Origin of the sequence: Collinsella tanakaei (assembly GCF_016900375.1) — a bacterium.
Taxonomy (GTDB): Bacteria; Actinomycetota; Coriobacteriia; order Coriobacteriales; family Coriobacteriaceae; genus Collinsella.
This window is the reverse complement of the sequence record NZ_JACJKB010000001.1, coordinates 171,259-194,789: the sequence shown is the minus strand read 5'-3', so window position 1 is coordinate 194,789 and position 23,531 is coordinate 171,259. Positions and strand designations below refer to the sequence as shown.

Below are 23,531 nucleotides of genomic sequence, written 5' to 3'. Positions count from 1 at the left end.
CGGCGGACTCATGGGATTATTGCCTCAGGTTCTCGATATTGCGATCGAGCCACGACCCGCGTCTCCCGATGAAGTCCTTGAGGTCGGCGACGGCCTCCTCGAAGGTCTTCGGGTTGCGGTCGAGCGGCTCCAGGCGATGGCCCTCGTCGACGATGGTGATGTCGAAGCTCGACCCCCAGACGCGCCACTTCCGCTCGATGGCCGGGCCGAGGTAGTCGAGGGCATCGTCGATGAAGGCTTGCAGGTATTCGTCGGAAAGGACGCCGCGGCGAAGCTGGCGGTAGCGCTTGATGACCCGCTTGCAGAAGTCCTCGTCGCGAAAGAGCATCGTGTACCAGGGGCGGTCGACCATCGTGAAGCCCGAGGCATCGCTGTAGTCGTACTCGACGTAGTTGTCGTAGGCGTTGTTGAAGTCCCAGATGGGCCCGATGCAGATCTTGCCGCGGACATCGCGGTAGAGGTAGGTCGAGTACAAGCCGGCATCGCTGTTCAGCGAGAACTCGTTGGCGATGAAGTAGCCGATGAAGCTGTCCACATCGATGTAGTTCGCGTAGCCGTATTCGGCGGTGTCGTAGTCATACGAGTAAAGAGCCTTCTCGAAGGCGCTGAAATCCCTGGTGATCCAAGTCTTCTGCGCCTCGGTGAGGTCGAGCTGGTTCGGGTACTCGATGGCCATGGACGACTCGATGAGGCCCACCTGCGACCCGAGCGAATCGATCGTCTGGGCATCCATGTCGTAGCGGTCGAGGCGCAGCAGGTAGCTCGTCTCCACGCCGCCATCCTGCACGGCGTTCACGCTCGTCTGGCCCTCGGTCAGCGGGATGCGGTTCTCGCCGACATCGACGGCCTCCATAAACAGGAACACGCCGCGATACGTTCCGTCGACGAACAGCTCGCAGAAGCGCACGCGCGGTGCGTAGTTGGTGAAGCTGCTGAACACGGTGTAGGACAGGTAGTTGCGTAGAAGCGACTTGTCGAGATACGGGCCTTTCAGGATCCAGCCGTTGTCGGCCGGCATGCCCATGGCCTCATACGAGGCGTTCTCACCGTTCTCATCAACGAAATGCAGGGAATAGTTGCGCTTGGGGAACCGGCGCGAGCTGTTGCCGCGGTAGTGGATGAGGGTCTGGGTCTGCACCGCGGGCTCATCGGAAAGGCGGTTCGCATGGCCGTCGTTGTCGTAGATGGAGATCGTGACAGTCGCATCCTCCTTCCCTTCCGGAGTCGTGGTGAGCTCATGGTTACCATCCGCACGCATGACGGCGTGACCGTCATCGTCGACCGCCACATCGCCGGGAATCTACTGGCCACCGGTCTCGATGGAGACGAGCGGCAGATGCGTGGCGAAGGTATCGGCCGCGATGGAGACGGATTGGGCGGCGGAGCGCTCGCGCTCCGGGAGGTCCTCGACATGCGCGGCGTATTCATGCTGGGCGCTTCGCTGCTCCGTGGCAGCGTCGGGTGCCGTCGCCTGCTGCTGCAGCAAGGTAGCGGCAAGTGCGGCGCCGATCAGCAGCACCGGTATGGCAAGCGCTATGAGGCGTTTACGCATGAGCACTCACCGTCAGCTTCCGATCTCGTCGCTTTGCGTGACGATGTTGACATAATCGACGTCGCCGATCTCGTAGATGGCGTCGGTGAGCAGCTCGGTCTTGCCCTTCTGGGCGTCGGCGAGCATGCGACGGGTCACCTCGTAGATGAACTCGACGGAACTGTCAGTCGTGTTCTTGACGCGCAGGACAGCCTTGCCGTTGAGATAGGTGTAGATCTTGCCCTCGATGGCGAGCTCGTGCGCGCGGGCGGCACGGACGATCACCAGGGTGCGCTCGTCGTTGCGGATGCGGCCGAGGATGAGCATGGCCACGAACACGGCGGCGGTGCCGAGGGCGGCGGCGATGAACTGCGAGACGCCGCAGCAGATGCCGCAGATGATCGCTCAGAAGATATAGGTCGTATCGCGAGGATCCTTGATGGCCGTACGGAAGCGGACGATAGACAGGGCGCCCACCATACCGAGTGACAGTGCGATCGAGGAGCCGATGACCATCATCACCGTCGTGGTGAGGACGGTGAGCGTGACGAGGTTGACGTTGAACTTCTGCGAATAGATCGTTCCGGCGTGCGAGATCCAGTACGAGACGAAGATCGCGAGACCGAGCACGATCGCGAAGCAGATCCTGATGAGCGCGTCCTCGAAGCCGATGACCGAAGACGATCCCTGCAGCAGCTGATACAGCTCTTCTCTCATGACTATCCTTCCTTGCAGCGCAGCTGCGCTATCTTCCCGCGGAGGTGTGCGAGAGCTCACGGGCGAGGGCGTACTTGCTGACCGAAATGGGGCGCTTCTCGATGGCGTTGAGCTCCTGGCGAATGTAGCCGAGCAGAAACCCGTTGTACTTGACCTCAAGCACTTCGTTGAACGGGTCGAGCACGGGATAGAGGCAGAGGTTCTCATCGAAGATGTCGATGTTCGCCTAGGTGGCTCGGATGTCGCTATCAAAGGTGATGCGCGTCTTGAGCTCTCGCGCCACGAACGCGCGCCTGCGGTACTCGACGATGGCCTTCGGCCGGTAGCCGTGCATCTGGATGACGCCGTACATCTCGGCGGCGAAGGGTTCGGGACGCCTGGGCATCCACGACAGGTCGCCCGTAATCAGACGCTTCGCCTCGTTGCGGCTGAGCTCAAGCGAGCGCTTGAGCTGATGCTCCCCTGATGTCTGCTTCATCTCCAGCAGAGCCTTTTCGGCGTGCGGGTCGTAGATGCGCAACCGGACCTTGCGGCGAGGGTCGGTTCCCGCGAACTTCTCCTCGTAATCGCGGTCGTTAACCGTGTCGAAGTAGAGGGAGCGCACGCGATAGCCGTCTGCCCCGCCGTGCTCGTCCTCATGGAGCACATGACGGAGACGCCCGCGAAGACGCGTCGCGGATGCGACGTCGGTCAGGTATTTCTTCTCCTGCCGTGCTACCTGCTGCATAGTCGACCGCCTTCGGCCATGTGGCGGCCCGTACCTGCGTTGTGCATGGGCATCCACCTCCGACCGCAAGCGTTACCATGCGTAAATGACACCCCACTATATCAGGGCATCTCGCACCTCACTATAGTTTTACAACGCGTGCGTCTTAGCGGCTGAACCACTTTGATTCCGAGCTTCAACAAACCGTTTAGCCTGTTTGTTGCTTCGTTAAACGCCCTGCAGGCGCATCCTCCGTATGGGTAGACTACTATCTCATTATCAACGTAGATCCCCTGGTCGGGTTCACATCGCGGCCTGCGCGGCCGTTGTGGAGGGATGTCCCTTGATGTGGGTGCTGAGCGCTCTGAAAGGCTATATGGCAAGCAAGCGGCGGTATTTTGTCGAAGGCCGGCGCGAGATCGCTGCCGACAACGCGCGGTTCCTCAGGTTGGTCACCATCATGGTCATCGTGCTTCTGGCGGTCCTGATGGTATCCGCTACGCTTCTCATCTCGGACTGGCAGCCGTCCCCCTATCATATTGCGTTTTTGCTTGCGAGCATCAGCGTGTGCGCCATCTGCTGGCTCGGGCTGCGCCATGCGGCTCCCTGGGGCGTCACCGCCCTGTGCATCCTGTTCGAGGTTTTCCTGTACACCTTCGCGATCCTGCTCGATACGGTCGGCGGGCCCTCGAACCCAAGCATCTTCGTGCAGCTCGTGTGCGTCGCCCTGACCGGTCTGTTCATCCTTCCCGACCGCTATGGGCTTGGGCTGTTCGCGCTCGCCGAGGCCGTCTACTGCGTGCTCGTGGTGACGGTCAAGGATCCCGAGATCGCGCAGTTCGATCTCTTCGGCATGGTGGCGGGCATCCTGTTCTCGCTTTGCCTGTCGCGCATGGTCATGAGCTTTCGTCTGCGCTCCTACGACGTGAAGGCGCGCTACGAGCGCCTGAGCACGCGCGATACGCTGTCGAACCTCTATAACCGCCGTGCCTTCATGGAGCGTGCGCGCTCCTACATCGGCTCCATGAACCCCGAGGTCTCGTGCTCGCTCGCCTTCATCGACCTCGACGACTTCAAGGACGTCAACGATTCCCGCGGGCATCAGGCCGGCGATCGTGCGCTCGCCGAGCTCGGCCGTCTGCTGTCGGTGCAGTTCCGCCCTTCCGATATCATCGCCCGCTACGGCGGCGACGAGTTCCTCGTGCTGCTGGACAGCCTGGTGGACGACGCCGTGCTCCAGAAGCGCTTCACCCGTATTCGGGAGGAATTCGCCCGCAGGTCTAAGGCGGCGATCGGAGAGCGCCTGACCTGCAGCGTAGGCGTCGTCTGCGCACGCAGCCAGGACGTGTCGCTCGAGGGCCTTATGATGCAGGCGGACAACGCCCTGTATACGTCGAAGCGCAACGGGAAGAACTCTATCTGCATCAAGACATTCGACCCGTCGCTAAAGGTCGAGCACGGAGAGCATCTCGGTTAGGTACCCCGCCCGCATTGATATGCTAAGACGGAGGTATGGGCCTGCGGGAGCGAGGAGTGGTATGGAAGACAGACGGACTGCCGGCGATATGGTTGCTTCTGCGCTTGCGGACTTCGCGCTTGCAGAGCCCGATACGATGCTCATCGTCGACGACGACCCGGTGAACCGGCTGGTTCTGGGCAATATCTTCTCCGATGTCTACCGTATCGAGGAGGCCGAGGACGGCCGTGAGGGCCTGAAGAGCATCTTCGCCTCCCCTGGCAGCATCAGCGCGATCCTGCTCGATTATCGTATGCCCCATGTGGACGGCCTGGGCCTGCTCGAACAGGTTGCTGCAGCGGGGCTTCTCGCACAGGTGCCGGTGTTTTTGATCAGCGCCGAGGCCGATGGCGAGGTCATGCGCCGCGCCTATGAGCTCGGGGTGATGGATGTCATCGAGAAGCCCGTCGTGCCCTTCGTCGTCCGCCGACGCGTGCTGAGCGTCGTCGAGCTTTACGCCGCCCGCCGCAGGCTCTCGGGCGTCGTGCGCGACCAGCAGGAGGAACTCCTGCGCCGTGCGGCGAAGATCATCGAGCTCAACCGGTCGATGATCGAGGCGCTCGCCGCGGCCATCGAATTTCGCGACGGCGAGTCGGGCGAGCACGTGCGTCGCATCCACGACATCACGCATACCATGTTGACCCGCACTGAGCTCGGCCGCGATCTGACGTCCGACGAGATCGACGATATCTCACTGGCGGCTATCATGCACGACGTCGGCAAGATCGCCATCCCCGATGCGATTCTGAGCAAGCCGGGCAAGCTTACCGACGAGGAATATGGGATCATGAAGACGCATACGCTCCAGGGGGAGCGCCTGCTCGGTATGATTCCCGCCGTGGCGGACATCCCAGCCTTCACGTATGCCCGTGATATCGCCCGGCACCACCACGAGCGCTGGGATGGCCGAGGCTACCCCGACGGCCTTGCCGGAGACGAGATCAGCATCTGGGCCCAGGTGGTATCGCTCGCCGACGTGTACGACGCGCTGTTGAGCCCGCGCTGCTACAAGGAGTCCTTCAGCCGCGAGCGTGCCCTCGCCATGATTCACGAAGGCGCCTGCGGCACCTTCAATCCCGCCCTCCTCGCCGCCTTCGACCACGTCGAACCCGAACTCCACCGCCTCTACGCCTGATGTCCACTTTCAGGACGGAGATGTTTTCGGACATTCGCCGCGTGCCTGCTGGCCTCTCTGGCTGGCCTCTCTGGGGACGTAGCCGGGAGGCGCCATGCCGGGAGTCTCGGATGTCGACTTCGTCGCAGTGTCCGGCATGGCGCCTCCCGGCTACGTCCCCAGAGAGGCCAGCCGTTACTTTTTCTGCCCGTCTCGAGATAAGGAGCTTGAGATGAATCGCGATGCTTTGATTGCAGCCGGTATGGACGTCGACGACGCGCTCTCCCGCGTGCTCGGCAACGAGATGCTGTTTGACCGCCTGCTCGGCCTGTATGCTGCCGATGGCTCGTATGCCGGCTTGAAAGACGCCCTTGAGCGCGGTGACCTTGAGGCGGCGGAAGCCTCCGCGCATGCGCTCAAGGGCGTGAGCGCCAACCTGTCGCTCGTGCCGGTGCGCGACCTCGCTATGAAGATCCTTGCAGATACTCGGGCAGGCGACCTCGATGGCGCCCGTTCGCTCATGCCCGCACTGGACGAGGCTCAGCAGGCGGCGCTGCGAGCGATCGGCTGATAAGCCCGGCGGTATACGAACGGTAATGAAAAGCGCGGCCGACGGCGATACTGCCGTCGGCCGCGCCTCATGTGCGGATCGTGGAAGCGCGCTACTTCTTCTTGGCGAGCGCACCCATGTCGGCGATGCCGGCAAAGACCGCCTCGAAGCGATTGAGGAGGCGCAGGCGGTTCTCGCGAAGCGCGACATCCTCGTCCATAACCATGACGTCGTCGAAGAAGCGGTCGATCGGCTCGCGCAGGGCGGCAAGACCGGAGATCAGCTGCTGGAAATCCTTCTTCTCGAGCGCGATCTGGACAAACTCGCCCGCGGCGTCGGTCGCGTGCATGAGCGCGCGCTCGGCGTCGCCCATAAGGCTCTCATCGACCTCGCTGCCGAGCGAGGCGTCGGCCAGATGGCTCGCGCGCGCATAGGCGGTCGCGAGGTTCTCGAAGGTCTCGGGATCGCTCTCACGGGCGTCCTCGAGGGCGTGAGCGAGCGCGAAGTAATCGACCGGCGCGGACACGGCGCCGGCAGAAACGGCAGCGACCGTATCGGGCGCGATCTTCTCGTCGCGCGCCATCTGCTCCATACGGCCCTTGATGAAGGCGCACACGGCCTGGGCGACAGCGTCCTTATCGAAGGAGAGACCCTGGTCGGCGTACGCGTCGAGCGCAGGTCCGACAAGCTCCTCGTAGCCGCAGTGCAGACGCTCGCGCAGGATGTTCAGGATTCCGATGGCGCTGCGGCGCAGGGCGAAGGGATCCTTCGAGCCGGTGGGCGGCTCATCGATGGCGAACATGCCGGCGATGGTATCGAGCTTGTCGGCAACGGCCACGATGCAGCCGGCGATGCCGGAGGGCAGCTCGTCGCCGGCGAAGCGCGGGCGGTAATGATCGCGGATGGCGGCAGCGACCTCGTCGCTCTCCCCTGCCGCCTTCGCATAGTAGCCGCCCATGACGCCCTGCTGGCTCGTGAACTCGACGACCGCAGAGCTCACGAGGTCGGCCTTGGCAAGATGGGCAGCGCGCTGCGCGTCGGAGGCGGCATGGGCCCCGATGCGGGCAGCGGAGGCGATGGCGAGCGCCAGGTCCTCCATGCGCTCGGACTTCTGCAGCACGGTGCCGAGCTTCTCCTGGAAGCCGACCTTGGCGAGGCGCTCGCGGAAGTCCTCGAGCGGGATCTTGAGGTCCTCGTCGTAGAAGAACTTGGCGTCGTAGAGGCGGGCGCGCACGACGCGCTCGTTGCCGTCGATGATAGCGGCGGCGTTCTCGGGCTTGCCGTTACCGACCACGACGAACTCACGGGTAAGGGCGCCGGAGGCGTCGTAGATCGGGAAATAGCGCTGGTTGGAGAGCATCGACTCGCAGATGATCTCGTGCGGGACGTGGAGGAACTCCTCGTCGAACGTGCCGACGAGCACAGTCGGCCACTCGCAGAGGTTCACGACCTCGTCGAGGACCTTCTTGGGCGTGTCGACATGCGCGCCGGAGCGCTCGGCCTCGATCTTCGCGATGCCGTCGGCGATCACCTGGCGGCGGCGCTCCTCGGAAAGGACGCCGGCCTCCTCGAGTACCTGCTCGTAGACGGCGGGCTCGGAAACGACATGCTCACCGGGGCCGAGCACGCGGTGGCCGCGCGTGGTGTTGCCGCTCGTCACGTCGGCGTAGCTCACGGGGATGACCTCGCTGCCCAGCAGGGCGCAGATCCAGCGGATCGGGCGCACGAAGGTCTCGTGCGTGGTGCCCCAGCGCTGGCTGCGGTAGTTGGGCCACTCGAGGTTGGCGATCACGTCGTGGAAGAGCTTGGAGAGCAGCGGCATGGCCGGCGCTGCGGGGATATCCTTCTCGGCGAAGATGTACTCGCGCCCGTCGGTGTCCTCGCGGCGGATGAGCTCGGAGGCGGCGATGCCGCACTTGCGCGCGAAGCCCTCGGCGGCCTTCGTGGGATTGCCGTCGGCATCGAAGGCGATGTTGGCAGCGGGACCGCGCTTGATGTCGTGGATGGCATCGGTTTCGGTGGCAACGCTCGAGAGCACGGCCAGGCGGCGCGGGGTCGAGACGATGCGGATGTTGCCATGAGCCAGGCCGGCGGCATCGAGGCCGTCGGACACCAGGCGGGGCAGCTGCTTCACGGCGTTCATAAGCGGCGCGGAGGGCATCTCCTCGGTGCCGATCTCGAACAGAAAGTCTCGGGTCTCGGCCATGTTAGGCGACCTCCCCTTCCGAATCGTCAGCGCCGACGACCTCGGCCATATAGGCCTCGCAGCAGGCCTTGGCGACGGTGCGGACGCGCAGGATGTAGTTGGCGCGCTCGACGGCGGACAGGGCTCCGCGGGCATCGAGGATGTTGAAGGCGTGGCTGCACTTCATGACGCAGTCGTACGCGGGAAGCGGCAGCTTTGCATCGAGGCAGGAATGGCACTCGCGCTCGTAGTCGTCGAACTTCTGGCGCATCATCTCGACGTCGGCGACCTCGAAGTTGTAGGCCGAGAACTCGCGCTCGTTCTCGAGGAACACGTCGCCGTAGGTCATGGGCGTGCCGTCGGGCAGGTAGCTCCACACAAGGTCGTAGACGGACGTCACGTTCTGAACGTACATGGCGAGACGCTCGAGGCCGTAGGTGATCTCGACGGGAACGGGATCGACCTCGATGCCGCCCACCTGCTGGAAGTACGTGAACTGCGTGACCTCCATGCCGTTCAGCCACACCTCCCAGCCGAGGCCCCAGGCGCCCAGCGTCGGGCTCTCCCAGTCGTCCTCGACGAAGCGCACGTCGTGGTCGGCGGGGTCGAGGCCGATGGCCTTCAGCGAATCGAGGTAGAGCTCCTGGGAGTTCTCCGGGCTCGGCTTGATGAGCACCTGGAACTGGTAGTAGTGCTGCATGCGGTTGGGGTTCTCGCCGTAGCGGCCGTCAGCGGGACGGCGGCAGGGCTGCGCGTAGCAGGTGCGCCAGGGCTTGGGACCGAGGCTGCGCAGGGTCGTGGCCGTGTGGAACGTGCCGGCGCCGACCTCGGAATCATAGGGTTGCATGATGACGCAACCATGGCTGCCCCAGTACTGCTGGAGGCGCAAGATGATCTCCTGGAAGGAGAGGGCGGAGTTTTCCATCCTTGTGGTCCCCTCGACGGTTATGTTCATACAAGCCAACATGATAGCCCATCCGCTTGTGTTGCGGACGAGCTGAGAACGTGAGCTCAGATTTTTACAGGAAAGTCCTGCAAGGGCTCGACGCGATATGAACCGGCCCGCATATCGAAGGTGATATGCGGGCCGAGCGGGCTCTGTCGGTGTTTGCTAAAGCGTGCCGATGCGCGTGAGCGGCCAGTACCTGAGCACGACGACGCCGATGAGCTCGTCTTGCGTCACGGGGCCGAAGTAGCGCGAATCGGCCGAGTGCTCGCGGTTGTCGCCCATCATCCACACGCAGCCCTCGGGTACCGTGTAGGGGTAGCTGATTTGCACCCCGGGCGCCTGGCTTGCAAGCGGATAACTCTGCCCTTGGGTATAGGACTCGTCGAGGGGCGTGCCGTCGACGAGGACCTGACCGTTCTGCAGGTCGACGGTCTGGCCGGCGGTGGCGATGACGCGCTTCACGAGCACCTCATGGTCGTTCGACTCGTCGGGGTTCTGGAAGACGACGATGTCGCCCTGCTCGGGCATCATGCCCATGTTCACCGTGACCTTCTGGGCAAAGACCTGGTCGCCGATCTCGATGGTCGTCTCCATCGAGCCGGTGGGCACGATATAGGGTTCGATGACGAAGGTGCGCAGCAGAAGCATCGCGCAGATGGCGACGGCAAAAACCACCACCCACTCGAGTACACCTCGTACGAATGAGTTGCCATGTGATGTCATGCTTGCACCTCTTCCTCGGTGTCGGAGCGCTGCGCTTCGGCTTGGCCATCTGCATCATGATAGCGCGCGAGCAGCTCCTCGGCATAGGCGCGCTCGGCATCGGAGAGCGCGGCAGCCTCCAGCAGATCGGGCCGCCAGCGGCAGGTGCGCTCGATGGCGTTTCTACGGCGCCAGGCATCCACCTTGGCGTGATCGCCGGAAAGCAGCACCTCGGGCACGCCGGCACCGCGGAAGGTCGACGGGCGCGTGTACTGCTCGTATTCAAGCAGGCCGCCCGTCTGACCGCCGGAGAAGCTCTCGTCGACATTGGACATATCGTCGCCGAGTGCGCCCGGAAGCAGGCGAATCACCGCGTCGGCGACGACCATGGCGGGCAGCTCGCCGCCCGTGAGCACATAGTCGCCGATGGAGAGGCGCTCGTCCGCAAAGGAATAGGCGCGCTCGTCCATCCCCTCGTAGCGCCCGCAAACGAGCAGCAGGCGCTCGCAGGTGGCTAGACGCTCGGCGATGCGCTGGTCGAAGCGCTCTCCGCAGGGCGTGAAGAACACCACATGCGGCTTGGGCCCCTTCGAGGCGATGTCCTCGATGGCTTCCGCAAGCGGCTCGACCTTCATGAGCATGCCCTGACCGCCGCCGTAGGGCTCATCGTCTACGGTGCGATGGCGGTCGTGCGTCCAGTCGCGCAGGTCGTAGGCGGCAAAGTCGAACAGACCCGCTCGGCGGGCGCGTCCGAGAATCGAGGAGCTCATGTAGGGCTCGAACATCTCGGGAAAGACCGAGAGGGTCTCGACGATCATGGCCGCTCCTTCGAGTCCGGGGTATCAAGGTCGATCAGGCCGTCCATGATGTGAACGAAGATGTCGCCGGCATCGGGGATGCTGTCAAGCACGGGCTCGATGACGGGGATGAGCACCTCGCCGTAGGCGGAGCCCTCGCAGACCCACACGTCGTTGGCAGGCGTTTCCATGATCTCGGTGATGGTGCCGAGATCGCCATAGCGCTCATCGACGACGCGGCGGCCGATCAGATCTTCCGCGGCGGCGTCGAGGGGTCCGAGATCGAGCTCGTCCTCGCGTGCGAGGACGAGGCAGCCGGCGACCTTCTCCGCATCATCCAGGGTATCGACACCGCTGAAGCGGACGAGCCCGCTCATGGCGTCGGCCGACACGATGCGGCAGAATCGGTCGCGGTCGAGCGCGGGCGGCGTGAGCGCCACGGTCATGCCCTCATGCAAAAGGAAGGGAAGCCCCCGCAGCGGTTGTGCGGAGACCTCCCCCTTGATCCCGTGGGGTGCGACCACACGGGCTATGTTTCGGTAAGCGATCGTCAAGGCTACCCCAAGACCTCCACCTCAACCGAAGTGCCGAGACGGGCGGCAAGCGCCCGAGACAGCGTGCGAATCGCCTTGATGGTGCGACCATGACGGCCGATTACCTTGGCCACGTCGTCAGGAGCGACCGTGACCTCGATAGTCGAGGAAGACTCGCTATCGATGACCTCAAGGCTCACCGCATCGGCGTCGTCGACGATATTGACGACGAGGTACTCAACGAGGTCGGCGATGCGATCGGAGAGCATCTCCTCCTCGTTCTCGAGTTCCTCGGGAGTATCGACGCGCTCGTTGAGCTCTTCGGACAAAGTTACTCCTCAGCGCCCTCGGCCTCAGCGGCGGCAGCCTCGGCGGCCTTCTTGGCCTCCTCGGCCTCGCGGGCGAGCTGCTTCTTGGACTTCTTGACGGTGGTGTCGGTCTTCGGACCCTCCTCGACGGCGCGCACGAGAGCGGCGACGGCGTCGGTGAGCTGAGCACCCTTGGTCTTCCAGTCGTTGATCTTCTCGATGTCGAGGTTGATCGTCTTGGGGTTGGTCAGCGGGTTGTAGCGGCCGACCTCCTCGATGAAACGACCATCGCGGGGCGAACGCGCATCGGCGACGACAACGCGGTAATACGGACGCTTGTGGGAACCATGACGAGCGAGGCGGATCTTAACTGCCACTTATAACTCCTCCAACTACGCAGCATGCTGCTGCAACTACAGACAAACAAGTTGTTATCATACGCCAACGACCCGAGCAGGTGAAGTCCGTGAGAGTGACTTCTTCGGAATGGTCGCAGGCAAAACCATATTTTGACCACTAACGGCCATTTTGCAAGCCCTTCACAAACCGCGCATGAAGCGCTCGTCAAATGGCCTCTCTGGGGACGTAGCCTGAAGGCGCCAAAAATGGCACCTTCAGGCTACGTCCCCAGAGAGGCCACATTGGGTATACTGGAGGCATGAAGGGCGAACATACATACGATTCCGATGCCTTCGCATCCGCGCTGTTCGGCGCGTGGAGCGGACCGGCGATCGGGTTGCTCGATCTCGATGCCTTCTTTGCGAGTGTGGAGCAGCTCGACCATCCCGAATGGCGCGGCAAGCCGGTAATCGTCGGCGGAGACCCGGAATCGCGCGGCGTCGTTTCGACCGCTTCTTACGAGGCGCGCACGTTCGGCGTGCATTCTGCCATGCCATCGGCGCAGGCTAAACGTCTGTGCCCCCATGCTATCTGGACCCATGGACATTTCGACCGTTATCGCGAGATGAGCGCGAATGTCATGGCGGTTCTCGCCGACGAGACGCCCTATGTCGATCAGGTGTCGATCGACGAGGCGTTCTTCGACGTGTCGCCCGGCAGGTACTCCTCCGAAAGCCCCGTCGTGATCTGCCAGCGGATTTCTCGGCGCGTAAGCGAACTCGGCGTGACCTGCTCCATCGGTCTTGGGTGCAACAAGACCGTGGCTAAGATCGCGAGCGAACGCGACAAGCCCCGGGGCTTGACCGTAATCGTCCCGGGCACCGAAGCGGGTTTTTTGGCACCGCTCCCCGTGCGCGCCATGAGCGGAATCGGCAGGTCGGGAGAGGCGGCGCTCCATCAGGCGGGCATCCATACCTTAGGCCAGCTCGCAGCTGCGGACGAACAGGTGCTCTCCCCTATCTTCGGGGTCAATGCAGGGCTTATGAAGCTGCGAGCTGCCGGCCGCGAGGTGAGCATGGTGACGCCGATCGATGCTCCCGACGAGGTGAAGTCGGTGAGCAACGAGCGCACGTTCGGGACCGATCTTACCGATCGCGACGATGTGGATGCCGCCATCGCGCTGCTCGGCGAATCGGTGGGCAGGCGGCTGCGCCGCCACGGGCTTGCCGGTCGAACCGTGACGCTCAAGCTCAAGTTCAGCTACGGTAAGGGCAGAACGATTCAACGGAAGCTCGCGCATCCGACCGATGACGAGAACGTATTCGTGCCGGTGGCGCTCGAGCTCTTGGATTCCATCTGGTTCGAGGGCATGCACATCCGTCTTGCCGGCCTCGGCATGAGCGATTTCGATATGAGCGGCGGCGTGCAGACCGATCTGTTCTGCGAGGTCGACGAGCGCGGCGTGCAGACGAGCGACCGTCGCGAGCTATCAGTCACCATGGAGAAGGTCCGCGAGAAGTTCGGCCGCGACGCCGTCGGCTTCGGAAGAGCCGCCCGCTTCGACTCCGACATCGTCCGCCGCGACAAATCCTAGCTGGCCTCATTGGGGACGTAGCCCCCGCGCGCCATTTTTGGCGCGCGGGGGCTACGTCCCCAATGAGGCCAGCTAGGAGCGGGCATCTCTGACAATCGTCCGGATGCCAAGACCTGTTGCTCGGCTGATCTGCTTGACGGATAGCCCTATGCCCCGCATCTTCTTGATCGCGTCCGCGCGGTCTTGTTTCGACAGGCCACGAATGGTCGACGGCTCGATACCTCCGATCGCCGAACGAATCGCGTTCGCAACGTCGTCGTCCGGAATGCGACTCCCATTTTTGACGAAGTAGGTGTTGAAGCGGCGGTGTTCGCTCGCTTCGAGAAACCCTTTTACGCCGCCGAGCATTTCGAGAATCAACGCGGTTGACGTTCTCTCGGCAACACCGACATACTCCCTGCGGCTGCTCCAATAGTACGTTGCCGGGTCTATACCCATACCCTTGAGTGGATTGTCGTGAATGTAGAACACGCAGGAAAGCAATTGCCCCTCGCTCATGATTGGGATACTCAGAAAGCGTCCTTGGAACACGGATCCCTTTCGTCCCTTTGAGATGTTGAAATAGCGTGCATAGGACGTTTCAACCTGCTGCATAAAGGCGCTCATCTGTCGCTCGGGGTCTTCAATCAGGATATGAACGTGGTTGCTCATCAGACACCACGCGATTAAGGAGACATTGAACGTTCCCAGGGCGAAATCGAGTATCGATAGGAACGTAAGTCTGTCTGCGTCGCTGTCGAATAGGGTCATTCCCCCGTCGCCTTTAACGATCACGTGGTAGAACCCGGTTTCCGAATAGGTTCGAGGGTCTCGCGGCATGGTCTCCCCTTTCTTGGATGAAAGCTTCATCCAGATTGCTATCAACGCGTAGGCTATCCGGGGAATCAAACAGGAAAGCGTTCGAACATTACCGGGCTCCGACACCGATATAACGATCGTTCAACGAGTTCTAACAGCCGGACAAACCGCCAGATAGAGGCGCAAATGATATCGGGCTCCCATGGAGAAGTTCTTCCATGGGAGCCCGATGGGCCATGCATATATACGAAATCTCCAGTTGGCCTCTATTGGCTACGTCCCCAAAGAGGCCAAAGGGGTTAGGAGAGGTCGAGAGAGAGGGTGGGGGCGTCGCCCCAGAGCTTCTCGAGGCGGTAGTAGTCGCGGGCCTCGGGGGTGAAGACGTGGACCAGGACCGAGCCGTAGTCCATGAGGATCCAGGAACCCTCATCGCGCCCCTCGATGGAGAAGGGGTGCTCGTTGCAGGACTTGGCGACGCGCTCCTCCACCTCGTCGATGACGGCGTCGGCCAGGCGGCGGTTCGAGCCGGTGGCGATCACAAAGTAGTCGCAGATGTCGGAAAGCTCGGTCAGATCGAGCACGACGATGTCGTCGGCCTTCTTCTCGGAAGCGGCGTAGGCGGCCACGCGGGCGACCTCGATGGCCTCGATGCCATGGCTCGAAGCGCTCGCGGCGGTGCGGTCGGCGGAGATGCCGAAGCCCTCGAGGGTGGCATCTGCCTCGTTCAGCTCGGAGGCTTCCTCGACGATCTCGTCGACGTTCTCGGTATTGTTCAGGTTCTCCTCAGTCATGATTGCCTTTCTAGCGCCCAAGCTCGAGCGCGTAGCGATTGTAGATGGAAATGGCGGTCGGATACATATAGCGCTGCGTCTGCATGACGTAAATCAGGCCCTGGCTAAAGCAGTTGAAGAACAGCCGCGTGAGGTCGACCTTGCCCACCTGCGAGCGGAGCTCATCGGCGTAATCGCCCTTGCGCATGGGCTCGATGGCATCAGCCACGAAGACGACCATGTCGAGATCGGTCATGTCCTCGGCGGCAGACGTATGCCGCGCCACGGCCTGGAAGACCTCGGCAGGCAGCTCGCCGAAGAGCTCCGGCAGCTCGACGGCAGCGACCGGTCCGTGCAGAAGCGCGACGGCATTCGTCGGCGAACCGGCGATGGCGATACCGTACTGCGCGGCGCGGGCAAGCAGCTCGGACTTATCAAGCACCTTATCCCAGTCGTGGACCAGGCCGGCCGCCTCGGCGAGGAACGGGTCGACGCCGTAGGTTTTCGCGAGCTTCCTGGCCGTGCGCGCGACGCCCAGCGAATGGTTGCGACGCTTGCGGTGGTCGCCCATGCGGACGTCGAGCATCTCGCGCATGCGAGCGAGATACGCCTTCTTATCGTCGATCGAATACGAGTCTGCCAATGACTCGAACCTCCCTTGCTAGCGGATATGCGTCCCCTCGACGCGCTCGACCCTATGGACATTGTACAGGCCGTTCTTGCGAATGTAGCCGATAACCGACTCGGAGGTAAGGTACCTCACGCTTTTCCCGGCCTGGACGCGCTGGCGGATATTCGTCGAGCTGATGGCGAGCGCGGGAATCTCGATGTAGCGCACGTCGAAGGGCACGCCGGATTCATCGAGCCGCTTGCGTGCCTGCTCGATGTCGTAGCCGGGGCGTGTCGCGGCGATGAAGGTCGCGAGCTTCGCCATCGCCTCGGCATCATGCCAGGTGGCAAGGTCGAGAACTGCGTCTGCGCCGGTGATGAAGAACAGCTTCACGTTCTCCGGATAGTGCTCGCGCAGCGCACGCAGGGTGTCGATCGTGTAGGTAACACCCTCGCGATCGATCTCGAAGCGGCTTGCATCGAAGGCCGGGTTCGCAGCCGTGGCGAGGACCGTCATGGCATAGCGGTCCTCGGCATCGGTCACATCGCTGTCAAGCTTGAAGGCGGGCCTGCCCGCGGGCATGAACAGCACGAGGTCGAGTGCGAGCGCCTCGCGGGCCTGCTCTGCGGTCACGAGGTGGCCGTAGTGGATGGGGTCGAACGTGCCGCCCATGATGCCGAGCCGGTACTCATGCGACCAGTCGGCACCGAGCTCGGGCAGGCGGGGGATCTCGGGCTTCATCGCGCCATCATTCCCCTTCGCCCTCGAGCCCATCGAGTTCTTCAAAGTCCTCAAACGGGTTCTCGTCGGCGCCCTCGTAGGCGAAGGCGTATCCGGTGATGCGGACCTCGTCTCCCCTCTTGCAGCCGGCGGCCTCGAGCGCATCGTCGACGCCGATACGCTGCAAGCGGTGCTGCAAGTAGATGACGGCGTCCTCGTTCTCCCAGTCCGTCTGCACGCACAGGCGCTCGACACCGCGGCCGACGACACGCCAGACGTCTGCAGCCTCGCGAACAACGCTGAAGGCGCGGTCGCGCTCGCGGCGACGGCGCTCCCACTGCTCATCGAGCAGCTCGATCGGCTCGCCGTCAGTGTTCTCAGCGAGCTCACGGCGAAGCTCGCTCACGCGCTCACCACAGGCGAGCATGAGGGTCTGCAGGCCGGCGCCGGTCAGCGCGGATACGGCGAAGAAGGCATGGCCGTCCTCGATCGCGGCGCGCTTGAGCTCCTCGATCTTGTCGGTGACGCCGCTCGCATCGCACTTGTTGGCGACGACGATCTGGGGTCGCTCGGCAAGCTCGGAGGCGTAGGCGGCAAGCTCGTCATTGATGATGCGGTAGTCCTCAACGGGATCGCGCCCCTCGAAGCCGCCGGTCATATCGACGACGTGCATGATGAGGGCCGTGCGCTCGATGTGGCGCAGGAACTGATGGCCAAGGCCGCGACCCTCGCTGGCACCCTCGATCAGGCCCGGAACATCGGCCACGACATACGAGTAGTCACCCGCGCGGACGACGCCGAGGTTGGGCACGAGCGTGGTGAACGGGTAATCGGCGATCTTGGGACGAGCAGCGCTCATACGCGCGATGAGCGACGACTTGCCGACGCTCGGCATGCCCACGAGGGCAGCATCGGCCATGAGCTTCATCTCGAGCTCGATCCAGTGCTCCTCGGCGGGCTCGCCCTTCTCGGCGAAGGTCGGGGCGCGACGGGTCGAGGTCACGAAATGCGTGTTGCCGCGCCCGCCGTTGCCGCCCGGGGCGACGATCACGCGCTCGCCATCGTGGGTGAGGTCGGCGATCTCGTACATCGGCTCCTGTGTATCGGGGTCGAGCTCGCGCACGACTGTGCCCATCGGCACCTTCAGGATGAGGTCCTCGCCGTTTTTGCCATCGCGGCGCGAGCCTTGACCGTGGGTGCCGCGCTCAGCGCGGAAATGGTGCTTGAAACGGTAATCGATCAGCGAGGAGAGCTGAGCGGACGCCTGGATGATCACGTTGCCGCCGCGACCGCCGTCGCCGCCGTCGGGTCCCCCCTTGGGCACGTAGGCCTCGCGTCGGAAGGACATGCAGCCGGCGCCGCCGTCGCCGCCCTTAACGTTGATGCGGCAGATATCGGTGAATTGTGACATCGGGCTCCCTTTCAAAAAAGGAGACCCCTGGATGTTCGTCCAAGGGTCTCCCGTAGATGCGAATGTTGCGAAGGGCGTCGACTACGCTTCAACGGCCGGACGGACATTCACGCGATGCTTAACGCCACGCGTGTACTCGACCGTACCGTCGCAGAGCGCAAACAGGGTGTCATCCTTGCCGCGGCCGACGTTATCGCCCGGGTGGATGTGGGTGCCGCGCTGGCGAACGAGGATGGTGCCGCACTTCACGGTCTGGCCACCGAAACGCTTGCAACCGAGTCGCTGAGCGTGGGAATCGCGGCCGTTACGGGACGAACCAAGACCTTTTTTGTGTGCCATGTCTGGTTACCTTCTTTCTTCAGTTCAAGCGGTTACTCAGCCGCGGGAGCCTCGGCCTCGGCAGCCTTCTTGGCGCGCGAGGTGGCCTGGACCTTTGTGATCTTCAGACGAGTCAGCTGCTGACGATGACCCTTGAGGCGACGATAGCGCTTGCGCTTGTGGAACTTGAAGACAAGCTGCTTCTCACCCTTGAACTGCTCGACGATCTCAGCAGTGACCTTAGCCTTCGCAAGCTTGGCAGGATCCGTGATGATCTTCTTGCCGTCGTTGAGGAAGATGACGGGGAGCTCGACCTTATCGCCGATCTCGCCCTCGATCTTCTCGACGTTCAGGACATCATCGGTGGCGACCTTATACTGCTTGCCGCCGGTAGAAACGATTGCGTACATTGTTTTGCCCTTCATGCATCAGTTAGTGCAACAGCCGAATATCCTAACAGGAGGTTATATGTGCGTCAACAAGGGGAAATGGGATTCTCCCTGCTAATTCACAAGGACGGCACAGACGAGACCGAGATGGGAGCAGAGGTTGTCTCGCCAGCGCGCAAAGGACTCAAGAGGGATCCGTCAGCGTCCTCTACGTACTGAGCAGTCCTGCAAACAGAATAGCGCCTAAACGCGTAAAGGTCTTGGATTCCCGACGAAACAATAGGACCTTCAAATTCATGGGCAGGACACAGCGCCCGGTCGAGCGCCGCGATGAGGATCTCAGGGCGAAGCGAACCCTCGTTGCTCACGCGCGTGTCCAGATCGAGCGCGATGCGGCCCTCGTCGGAAGGGCTGCAATCGGCTGAGACGAGCGTGGTCTCAAGGTCGAGCTCCTTCTGCTTGCGCCCGCGCACGTATGGGATGCTCCCCTGCCCGATCACCTGCTCAAGGGCTGCGGAAACAGAAGCAGCATCGACATCGCCTCGTGCGGGCGTGAGCTCCACACGGTAGAGGGCGCGCGTGATCTCGGCCGTAAGGGCCGGCGCGCGCAGGTCGAGGTAGCTGAGCTCCACGGGTGCCATATCGGCGGGAGCCGCGGCGGAAAGACGCCTTAAGGCCACGTCTGCCGGCACGTAGTCGGTGAGCCACACATCGAAGTACTCGGCATCCGACGCCGTACCCACGGGAAGCGCCGAGGTGAAGCCTACGCGCATATGGGGCGAGAACCCCTGCGTCACTGCATAGGGCAATGCCGCGCGCCTCACGACGCGCTCGATGGTATGCGCGAGCTCAAGATGGCCGAGATAGGCAAGGCGCCCATGCTTGACGTAGCGTGCGCGGAACCTGAAGCGGGCAGCGGAATCCTGTTCGCTCATTTGCGCTCACCTACCAAGACATTCGAAACGTTCAGTGTTGGGCAGACGCCGCAGCCGGTGCAGCTGGTGCGCGTGCAGTCGGGCGTGGTCTCGCCGGCAAGGGCGCGGCGATACTCGCGCAGCAGGTAGCCCTTGGAGACGCCGGAGCTGATATGGTCCCACGGCAGCGGGTCATCGAGGTCGCAGGGCGTCTGGGCAACGGCGCGCAGGTCGATACCGCATTCCGTTGCGGCCTCCTCCCAGCGAGAGAGGTCGAACTGCTCGGTCCAGGCGTCGAAGCGCGCACCGCGGCGCCAAGCGGCCTCGATCAGCGGCGCGATATCGCGGCCGCCGCGCGAAAGGACCGCCTCGAGCAGCGAGGTGTCGGCGTCATGGTAGTGAACGCGCACGGCGCGGTTGCGCACGCTGTGGATAAGCAGCTGCTGGCGGCGCTTGACCTCGTCATCGGGCGTCTGGGCGCACCACTGGAAGGGCGTAGACGCCTTGGGGATGAAGACCGAGCAGGATACCGACACTGAGATGCCGCCGCGCTGGGCGGGCGGAACGACCTCGCGGGCAAGCTCGTAGGTGCGGTCGGCAAGCTCGGCAATGGCGACGATGTCCTCATCCGTCTCGCCGGGAAGCCCCATCATGAAGTAGAGCTTGCAGCGGCGCCAACCGGCCTCGAAGGCCGCGCGGGTGGCGCGCTCGAGGTCATCCTCGGTGACGTTCTTGTTGATGATGTCGCGCAGGCGCTGGCTGCCCGCCTCCGGAGCGAACGTGAGGCCGCCCTTCTTCTCGCCCGCCACGCGCGCAGCCATGTCGATGCCGAACGAATCGAGGCGCTGCGAGGGAATGGACACGCGGATGCCCGTATCCTCAAGGCGACGGTTCAGACGCTCGAGCACGCTGGCGCAGCAGGAGTGGTCCGTGGTAGAAAGCGAGGTGAGCGACACCTCATCGTACCCGGTCCTCTTCAGGCCCGAGACCACGGCCGATACGATCTGGTCGGGCGTGCGCTCACGCACCGGACGATAGGTCATGCCCGCCTGGCAGAAGCGGCAGCCGCGAGCGCAGCCGCGCAGCACCTCGATGGAAAGGCGGTCGTGCACGAGCTGGGCGAAGGGGACGACCGACTGGGGTACCGGGTCGGTGACGCCGAAGTCGGCGACCACGCGCTTATGGACGATCTCAGGGGCGCCATCGAGCGGCACGGCGTGACCGTGGGGTCCGCAGCCCTCCCCCGTCTTTACCTCGTAGAGGCTCGGCACATAGGTGCCAGGGATGTCCGCGAGCGCACGGAGGATCTCGGCGCGGCTCGCACCGGCATCGCGCAGCTCGCGGTGCTCGCGGCAGACCTGGGGAAGATGCTCCTCGCCCTCGCCGATCAGGATGGCGTCGATGAAGGGGGCATAGGGTTCGGGATTGTATACAGACGGGCCGCCCGCGAAAACGAGCGGATCATCCTCGCCGCGATCGGCCGCACGCAGCGGTATGCCGGCCAGGTCGAGTGTCTCCAGCAGGTTCGTCACGGCCATCTCGTGGGGAATGTGCAGGCCGACGGCATCGAAGGACGCGACAGGGGCGGCTCCCTCAAGCGATAGCAGCGGCACGCCCGCCTCGCGCATGAGGTCTGCCATATCGACCCAGGGTACGTAACCGCGCTCGCAGGAGATGCCCTCCTGGGCGTTCAGGACGGAGTACAGGATGGCGATGCCCTGGTTGGGCAGGCCGACCTCGTACACGTCCGGGTAGATCATGCAGATGCGGTAATCGGCGTCGGGGCAAGACAGCGTGCCCCACTCGTGGTCGATATAGCGGCTCGGCTTCTCGACGCGCGGAAGCAGGGGCTCGATATCGGCGAACCGGTTCTCGTAGGCGATCCTCACTTAGGCCCTCCCCGTCTCGGCGGCGGTGCGGACGGCGGGGATAACGCTCGAAAGGGCGCCACGAGCACGGGACAGCGCGCCGCCGAGAACCTCGTTGACGCGGCTGTAATCGACATCGCGCTCATAGACGGCCATGAGCGTACGGCCGATGGCGACGGTTCCCGCGGCGCCGACAAGCGCCTTGACGATGAAGCCCATGCGCGGCACCTGCTCGCTGATCGCACGAGCGAGGGCGCGGGACACGAAGGCGCCCGCGACCACACCGGCGGCCTCGTAGCCGCGCTCGAACACGAGCGGCTTGCCGAAGGCAGCGGAGAGGTCGAGCATCATACCGAGCTGCGCCACCGTCATGACCGGGAAGTCAGAGCCGGGAATAAAGGCCAAAGCGCCGGTTGCCATGTTCGTAAGCGCGCAGGAGGTGATGATGCGGTTCGCGGCGGCGATACGCATGAAGGGGAAGTTCGACGCGAAGGCGATGTCCTTCTCGGTGCGATCGAGGATCCAGCGCGCAAGCGCCTCGAGCAGATAGGTCTTGTTCGTCGATGCGATGGATCCGAGCATGCGGGTATCCTGCTCGACGAACGGCACCTCGACGCTCGACTCGCTCACCACGACGGTGGGCGCGCCGGCGACGACGATCTGTTGGACCGCCTGCTGAAGGCCCTCGGAGCCGCAGGAAATGACGATGGAGATATCCGTGTCGGCCTTGACGGAGGGCTGCTCGCTCAGCATCTGGACGCGGACGAGCGCAGAGGTGGTTTGGGGGACGAGCGCCTCGCGAATCGTGTTGATCAGAAACGGCGTCGCGCTGGAATCCACGAAGACGGCGATGCGCACCGGTTCATCGGAATCGCGCAGCGACGTCACGCCCATCTTCAGGGCCTCGGCGAATCTGTTGACGGGAAGATGCACCTTTTCCTCCTAGGTACGGTAGATACGGGGCGGCTCGGCGACTATGCCGGCTTGGCACGCGACCGCCAGATGGACTGGACGATACCGACGTTGGCCATCTGCATGATCATGGAACTCGAGCCGAAGCTGATGAACGGCAACGGAATGCCCGTGATGGGCATGAGGCCGATGCACATGCCGATGTTCTCGAGGATCTGGAAGAGCCAGATTCCCACGATGCCAACGGCGACGAGCTTCAAGAACAGGGAATCGTTGCGGAAGGCGACGCGGATCGTGCCGAAGATCAGCACGGCGAACAGGGCGAGCAGCAGCAGGGCGCCCACGAAGCCGAATTCCTCCGACAGCAGGGCGAAGACGAAGTCGGTGTGGGCCTCGGGCAGAAAGCCCTCCCCCGCCTGCGATGCGGCGCCGATGCCCTTGCCGAAAAAGCCACCGGAGCCGACGGCAATGAGCGACTGCATGAGGTTGTAGCCGGCATCAGACGTATCAGCAGTCGGATCGATGAACACCAGCAGGCGGTTCATCTGGTACTGCTTGAGCAGCACGTCGCGGCCGAGCAGGCTGTCGACCACCGAGTCGAGGGCAAGCAGCAGCGCCACGAGACCGATGATGATGGCGATGGTCGAGAGCACCCATTCCTTCTTGGGTCCGCTCATCATGATGACGATGGCGCCGGAGAAGAACACGACGAGTCCACTGCCGAGGTCGCCGGCGAGGATGATCGCCATGAAGGGCACCGCGAGCATGCCGCAGAGCTTGACGTACTCGCGCACCGAATCGATCTTGCCGTTGTACTGCGCGCCGAGCGCCGCGACGATGAACACGGTGATGATCTTCGCGAGCTCGACAGGCTGGAACGTGAGGCCGATAAACGGAATCTGGATCCAACCGGTCATGCCCATCGCGTTGTACGAAAGGCCGGGAATGTAGGGCGAGAAGATCACGATGAGGTCGATGACGAGCAGCGGTGTCGAAAGGTTCGCGAACCCGCGGAAATCGAAGTTCCAGCAGAAGACTGCCAGCACCGCACCGAGGCCGATGCCGAGCAGATGGCGCGAAAACGAGGCGTCGGCGATGGTGAGCGAGGCCGTCCAGATGACGAGCGCGCCGTATGCGATGAGCGCGGTCGCGGCAAGGAGCACCGGGATGTTGATGGAGCGAGCAAGCGAGCCGCGGGTCTGACCGAGCTTCCGGTTGACGCGCTTGAGCGCGTCGGCCGATGGTGCCGCCGGGCGCTGTTGTGCGGATGTTGCCATATC

General features: G+C 63.3%; 28 protein-coding genes. 4 read left to right on the top strand and 24 right to left on the bottom strand.

Annotation, left to right across the window (positions count from 1 at the left end; translation table 11 throughout):
* Nucleotides 1-16: 16 nt before the first annotated feature.
* The 6 genes from H6A16_RS00860 to H6A16_RS00835 all read right to left on the bottom strand — a co-directional run bounded on the left by H6A16_RS00860 (nt 17) and on the right by H6A16_RS00835 (nt 2,975).
* Nucleotides 17-1,288, bottom strand: coding sequence for a CotH kinase family protein (locus H6A16_RS00860; RefSeq protein WP_204615315.1), 1,272 nt, complete (start codon nt 1,286-1,288; stop codon nt 17-19).
* 12 nt (nt 1,289-1,300) lie between these two features.
* The gene (locus H6A16_RS00855; RefSeq protein ID WP_204615314.1) at nt 1,301-1,558 is read right to left on the bottom strand and encodes a hypothetical protein; all 258 of its coding nucleotides are present in this window, start codon (nt 1,556-1,558) and stop codon (nt 1,301-1,303) included.
* Nucleotides 1,559-1,564: 6 nt separating this feature from the next.
* On the bottom strand, nt 1,565-1,864 hold the full coding sequence (locus H6A16_RS00850) for a hypothetical protein (protein ID WP_204615313.1): 300 nt from the start codon (nt 1,862-1,864) through the stop codon (nt 1,565-1,567).
* A 72-nt stretch (nt 1,865-1,936) separates the two neighbouring features.
* Entirely contained in the window at nt 1,937-2,248 is a 312-nt protein-coding gene (locus tag H6A16_RS00845; RefSeq protein ID WP_204615312.1) for a DUF4956 domain-containing protein, read from the bottom strand.
* A 28-nt stretch (nt 2,249-2,276) separates the two neighbouring features.
* Nucleotides 2,277-2,432, bottom strand: coding sequence for a hypothetical protein (locus H6A16_RS00840; RefSeq protein WP_204615311.1), 156 nt, complete (start codon nt 2,430-2,432; stop codon nt 2,277-2,279).
* A 42-nt stretch (nt 2,433-2,474) separates the two neighbouring features.
* Nucleotides 2,475-2,975: a polyphosphate polymerase domain-containing protein gene (locus tag H6A16_RS00835; protein ID WP_204615309.1), complete on the bottom strand. Its 501-nt coding sequence runs from the start codon at nt 2,973-2,975 to the stop codon at nt 2,475-2,477.
* Nucleotides 2,976-3,330: 355 nt separating this feature from the next.
* On the opposite strand from H6A16_RS00835, the gene H6A16_RS00830 reads away from it, so the two are divergent.
* From H6A16_RS00830 to H6A16_RS00820, 3 genes are all read left to right on the top strand, one after another.
* Nucleotides 3,331-4,431, top strand: a complete 1,101-nt coding sequence (locus tag H6A16_RS00830) for a GGDEF domain-containing protein (protein WP_204615307.1) — start codon at nt 3,331-3,333, stop codon at nt 4,429-4,431.
* A 61-nt stretch (nt 4,432-4,492) separates the two neighbouring features.
* Nucleotides 4,493-5,605, top strand: a complete 1,113-nt coding sequence (locus H6A16_RS00825) for an HD domain-containing phosphohydrolase (RefSeq protein WP_204615305.1) — start codon at nt 4,493-4,495, stop codon at nt 5,603-5,605.
* Nucleotides 5,606-5,699: 94 nt separating this feature from the next.
* Entirely contained in the window at nt 5,700-6,155 is a 456-nt protein-coding gene (locus tag H6A16_RS00820) for an Hpt domain-containing protein (protein WP_204615304.1), read from the top strand.
* 91 nt (nt 6,156-6,246) lie between these two features.
* Here H6A16_RS00820 and glyS read toward each other — a convergent pair whose 3' ends face one another.
* The 7 genes from glyS to rpsP all read right to left on the bottom strand — a co-directional run bounded on the left by glyS (nt 6,247) and on the right by rpsP (nt 11,985).
* Nucleotides 6,247-8,340 carry a glycine--tRNA ligase subunit beta gene (gene glyS, locus H6A16_RS00815; protein WP_204615303.1) on the bottom strand — a complete coding sequence of 698 codons (2,094 nt, stop codon included), beginning with the start codon at nt 8,338-8,340 and terminating at the stop codon, nt 6,247-6,249.
* A gap of 1 nt (nt 8,341) precedes the next feature.
* Nucleotides 8,342-9,244, bottom strand: coding sequence for a glycine--tRNA ligase subunit alpha (locus H6A16_RS00810; RefSeq protein ID WP_204615302.1), 903 nt, complete (start codon nt 9,242-9,244; stop codon nt 8,342-8,344).
* Between the two features lie 186 nt (nt 9,245-9,430).
* Nucleotides 9,431-9,991 (bottom strand): signal peptidase I, encoded by a 561-nt coding sequence (gene lepB / locus H6A16_RS00805; RefSeq protein ID WP_204615301.1) that lies wholly within the window; start codon nt 9,989-9,991, stop codon nt 9,431-9,433.
* Nucleotides 9,988-10,788: a tRNA (guanosine(37)-N1)-methyltransferase TrmD gene (gene trmD / locus H6A16_RS00800; RefSeq protein WP_204615300.1), complete on the bottom strand. Its 801-nt coding sequence runs from the start codon at nt 10,786-10,788 to the stop codon at nt 9,988-9,990. Before trmD ends, lepB begins: the two co-directional genes overlap by 4 nt.
* Nucleotides 10,785-11,291, bottom strand: a complete 507-nt coding sequence (locus tag H6A16_RS00795) for a ribosome maturation factor RimM (RefSeq protein WP_342589695.1) — start codon at nt 11,289-11,291, stop codon at nt 10,785-10,787. The genes trmD and H6A16_RS00795 overlap by 4 nt, the downstream gene beginning before the upstream one ends.
* Nucleotides 11,292-11,323: 32 nt before the next feature.
* Nucleotides 11,324-11,569 (bottom strand): KH domain-containing protein, encoded by a 246-nt coding sequence (locus H6A16_RS00790; RefSeq protein ID WP_204615472.1) that lies wholly within the window; start codon nt 11,567-11,569, stop codon nt 11,324-11,326.
* Nucleotides 11,570-11,631: 62 nt separating this feature from the next.
* On the bottom strand, nt 11,632-11,985 hold the full coding sequence (gene rpsP / locus H6A16_RS00785; RefSeq protein WP_204615296.1) for a 30S ribosomal protein S16: 354 nt from the start codon (nt 11,983-11,985) through the stop codon (nt 11,632-11,634).
* A gap of 281 nt (nt 11,986-12,266) precedes the next feature.
* Between rpsP and dinB the strand changes: the two genes are divergently transcribed.
* Entirely contained in the window at nt 12,267-13,541 is a 1,275-nt protein-coding gene (gene dinB / locus H6A16_RS00780; protein ID WP_204615294.1) for a DNA polymerase IV, read from the top strand.
* A gap of 72 nt (nt 13,542-13,613) precedes the next feature.
* On the opposite strand, the gene H6A16_RS00775 is transcribed toward dinB, so the two are convergent.
* The 11 genes from H6A16_RS00775 to H6A16_RS00725 all read right to left on the bottom strand — a co-directional run bounded on the left by H6A16_RS00775 (nt 13,614) and on the right by H6A16_RS00725 (nt 23,528).
* The gene (locus H6A16_RS00775; RefSeq protein ID WP_204615292.1) at nt 13,614-14,360 is read right to left on the bottom strand and encodes a transposase; all 747 of its coding nucleotides are present in this window, start codon (nt 14,358-14,360) and stop codon (nt 13,614-13,616) included.
* A gap of 278 nt (nt 14,361-14,638) precedes the next feature.
* Entirely contained in the window at nt 14,639-15,130 is a 492-nt protein-coding gene (gene rsfS / locus H6A16_RS00770; RefSeq protein WP_204615290.1) for a ribosome silencing factor, read from the bottom strand.
* Nucleotides 15,131-15,140: 10 nt separating this feature from the next.
* Entirely contained in the window at nt 15,141-15,752 is a 612-nt protein-coding gene (yqeK, locus tag H6A16_RS00765; RefSeq protein ID WP_239458094.1) for a bis(5'-nucleosyl)-tetraphosphatase (symmetrical) YqeK, read from the bottom strand.
* A gap of 18 nt (nt 15,753-15,770) precedes the next feature.
* Entirely contained in the window at nt 15,771-16,460 is a 690-nt protein-coding gene (gene nadD, locus H6A16_RS00760; RefSeq protein WP_204615287.1) for a nicotinate-nucleotide adenylyltransferase, read from the bottom strand.
* A gap of 7 nt (nt 16,461-16,467) precedes the next feature.
* Nucleotides 16,468-17,850, bottom strand: coding sequence for a GTPase ObgE (obgE, locus tag H6A16_RS00755; RefSeq protein WP_204615285.1), 1,383 nt, complete (start codon nt 17,848-17,850; stop codon nt 16,468-16,470).
* Between the two features lie 81 nt (nt 17,851-17,931).
* Nucleotides 17,932-18,189 (bottom strand): 50S ribosomal protein L27, encoded by a 258-nt coding sequence (gene rpmA, locus H6A16_RS00750; protein ID WP_204615284.1) that lies wholly within the window; start codon nt 18,187-18,189, stop codon nt 17,932-17,934.
* A 32-nt stretch (nt 18,190-18,221) separates the two neighbouring features.
* Nucleotides 18,222-18,578 carry a 50S ribosomal protein L21 gene (rplU, locus tag H6A16_RS00745; protein ID WP_204615283.1) on the bottom strand — a complete coding sequence of 119 codons (357 nt, stop codon included), beginning with the start codon at nt 18,576-18,578 and terminating at the stop codon, nt 18,222-18,224.
* Nucleotides 18,579-18,676: 98 nt separating this feature from the next.
* Nucleotides 18,677-19,492 carry a TIGR03936 family radical SAM-associated protein gene (locus tag H6A16_RS00740; protein ID WP_204615282.1) on the bottom strand — a complete coding sequence of 272 codons (816 nt, stop codon included), beginning with the start codon at nt 19,490-19,492 and terminating at the stop codon, nt 18,677-18,679.
* Nucleotides 19,489-21,360: a TIGR03960 family B12-binding radical SAM protein gene (locus H6A16_RS00735; RefSeq protein ID WP_204615281.1), complete on the bottom strand. Its 1,872-nt coding sequence runs from the start codon at nt 21,358-21,360 to the stop codon at nt 19,489-19,491. Before H6A16_RS00735 ends, H6A16_RS00740 begins: the two co-directional genes overlap by 4 nt.
* Complete coding sequence (locus tag H6A16_RS00730) at nt 21,361-22,272, bottom strand: hypothetical protein (protein ID WP_204615280.1); 912 nt, start codon at nt 22,270-22,272, stop codon at nt 21,361-21,363.
* A gap of 41 nt (nt 22,273-22,313) precedes the next feature.
* Nucleotides 22,314-23,528 carry an FtsW/RodA/SpoVE family cell cycle protein gene (locus tag H6A16_RS00725; RefSeq protein ID WP_204615279.1) on the bottom strand — a complete coding sequence of 405 codons (1,215 nt, stop codon included), beginning with the start codon at nt 23,526-23,528 and terminating at the stop codon, nt 22,314-22,316.
* Nucleotides 23,529-23,531: the final 3 nt, after the last annotated feature.

Coding starts and splice junctions, on each gene's coding strand:
- H6A16_RS00845 (WP_204615312.1), bottom strand. CDS start 2,248: ATGAGAGAAGAGCTGTATCAGCTGCTGCAGGGATCGTCTTCGGTCATC.
- H6A16_RS00835 (WP_204615309.1), bottom strand. CDS start 2,975: ATGCAGCAGGTAGCACGGCAGGAGAAGAAATACCTGACCGACGTCGCA.
- H6A16_RS00830 (WP_204615307.1), top strand. CDS start 3,331: ATGGCAAGCAAGCGGCGGTATTTTGTCGAAGGCCGGCGCGAGATCGCT.
- H6A16_RS00825 (WP_204615305.1), top strand. CDS start 4,493: ATGGAAGACAGACGGACTGCCGGCGATATGGTTGCTTCTGCGCTTGCG.
- H6A16_RS00820 (WP_204615304.1), top strand. CDS start 5,700: ATGCCGGGAGTCTCGGATGTCGACTTCGTCGCAGTGTCCGGCATGGCG.
- glyS (WP_204615303.1), bottom strand. CDS start 8,340: ATGGCCGAGACCCGAGACTTTCTGTTCGAGATCGGCACCGAGGAGATG.
- H6A16_RS00810 (WP_204615302.1), bottom strand. CDS start 9,244: ATGGAAAACTCCGCCCTCTCCTTCCAGGAGATCATCTTGCGCCTCCAG.
- lepB (WP_204615301.1), bottom strand. CDS start 9,991: ATGACATCACATGGCAACTCATTCGTACGAGGTGTACTCGAGTGGGTG.
- trmD (WP_204615300.1), bottom strand. CDS start 10,788: ATGATCGTCGAGACCCTCTCGGTCTTTCCCGAGATGTTCGAGCCCTAC.
- H6A16_RS00790 (WP_204615472.1), bottom strand. CDS start 11,569: ATGCTCTCCGATCGCATCGCCGACCTCGTTGAGTACCTCGTCGTCAAT.
- dinB (WP_204615294.1), top strand. CDS start 12,267: ATGAAGGGCGAACATACATACGATTCCGATGCCTTCGCATCCGCGCTG.
- H6A16_RS00775 (WP_204615292.1), bottom strand. CDS start 14,360: ATGCCGCGAGACCCTCGAACCTATTCGGAAACCGGGTTCTACCACGTG.
- rsfS (WP_204615290.1), bottom strand. CDS start 15,130: ATGACTGAGGAGAACCTGAACAATACCGAGAACGTCGACGAGATCGTC.
- nadD (WP_204615287.1), bottom strand. CDS start 16,460: ATGAAGCCCGAGATCCCCCGCCTGCCCGAGCTCGGTGCCGACTGGTCG.
- obgE (WP_204615285.1), bottom strand. CDS start 17,850: ATGTCACAATTCACCGATATCTGCCGCATCAACGTTAAGGGCGGCGAC.
- rpmA (WP_204615284.1), bottom strand. CDS start 18,189: ATGGCACACAAAAAAGGTCTTGGTTCGTCCCGTAACGGCCGCGATTCC.
- rplU (WP_204615283.1), bottom strand. CDS start 18,578: ATGTACGCAATCGTTTCTACCGGCGGCAAGCAGTATAAGGTCGCCACC.
- H6A16_RS00740 (WP_204615282.1), bottom strand. CDS start 19,492: ATGAGCGAACAGGATTCCGCTGCCCGCTTCAGGTTCCGCGCACGCTAC.
- H6A16_RS00725 (WP_204615279.1), bottom strand. CDS start 23,528: ATGGCAACATCCGCACAACAGCGCCCGGCGGCACCATCGGCCGACGCG.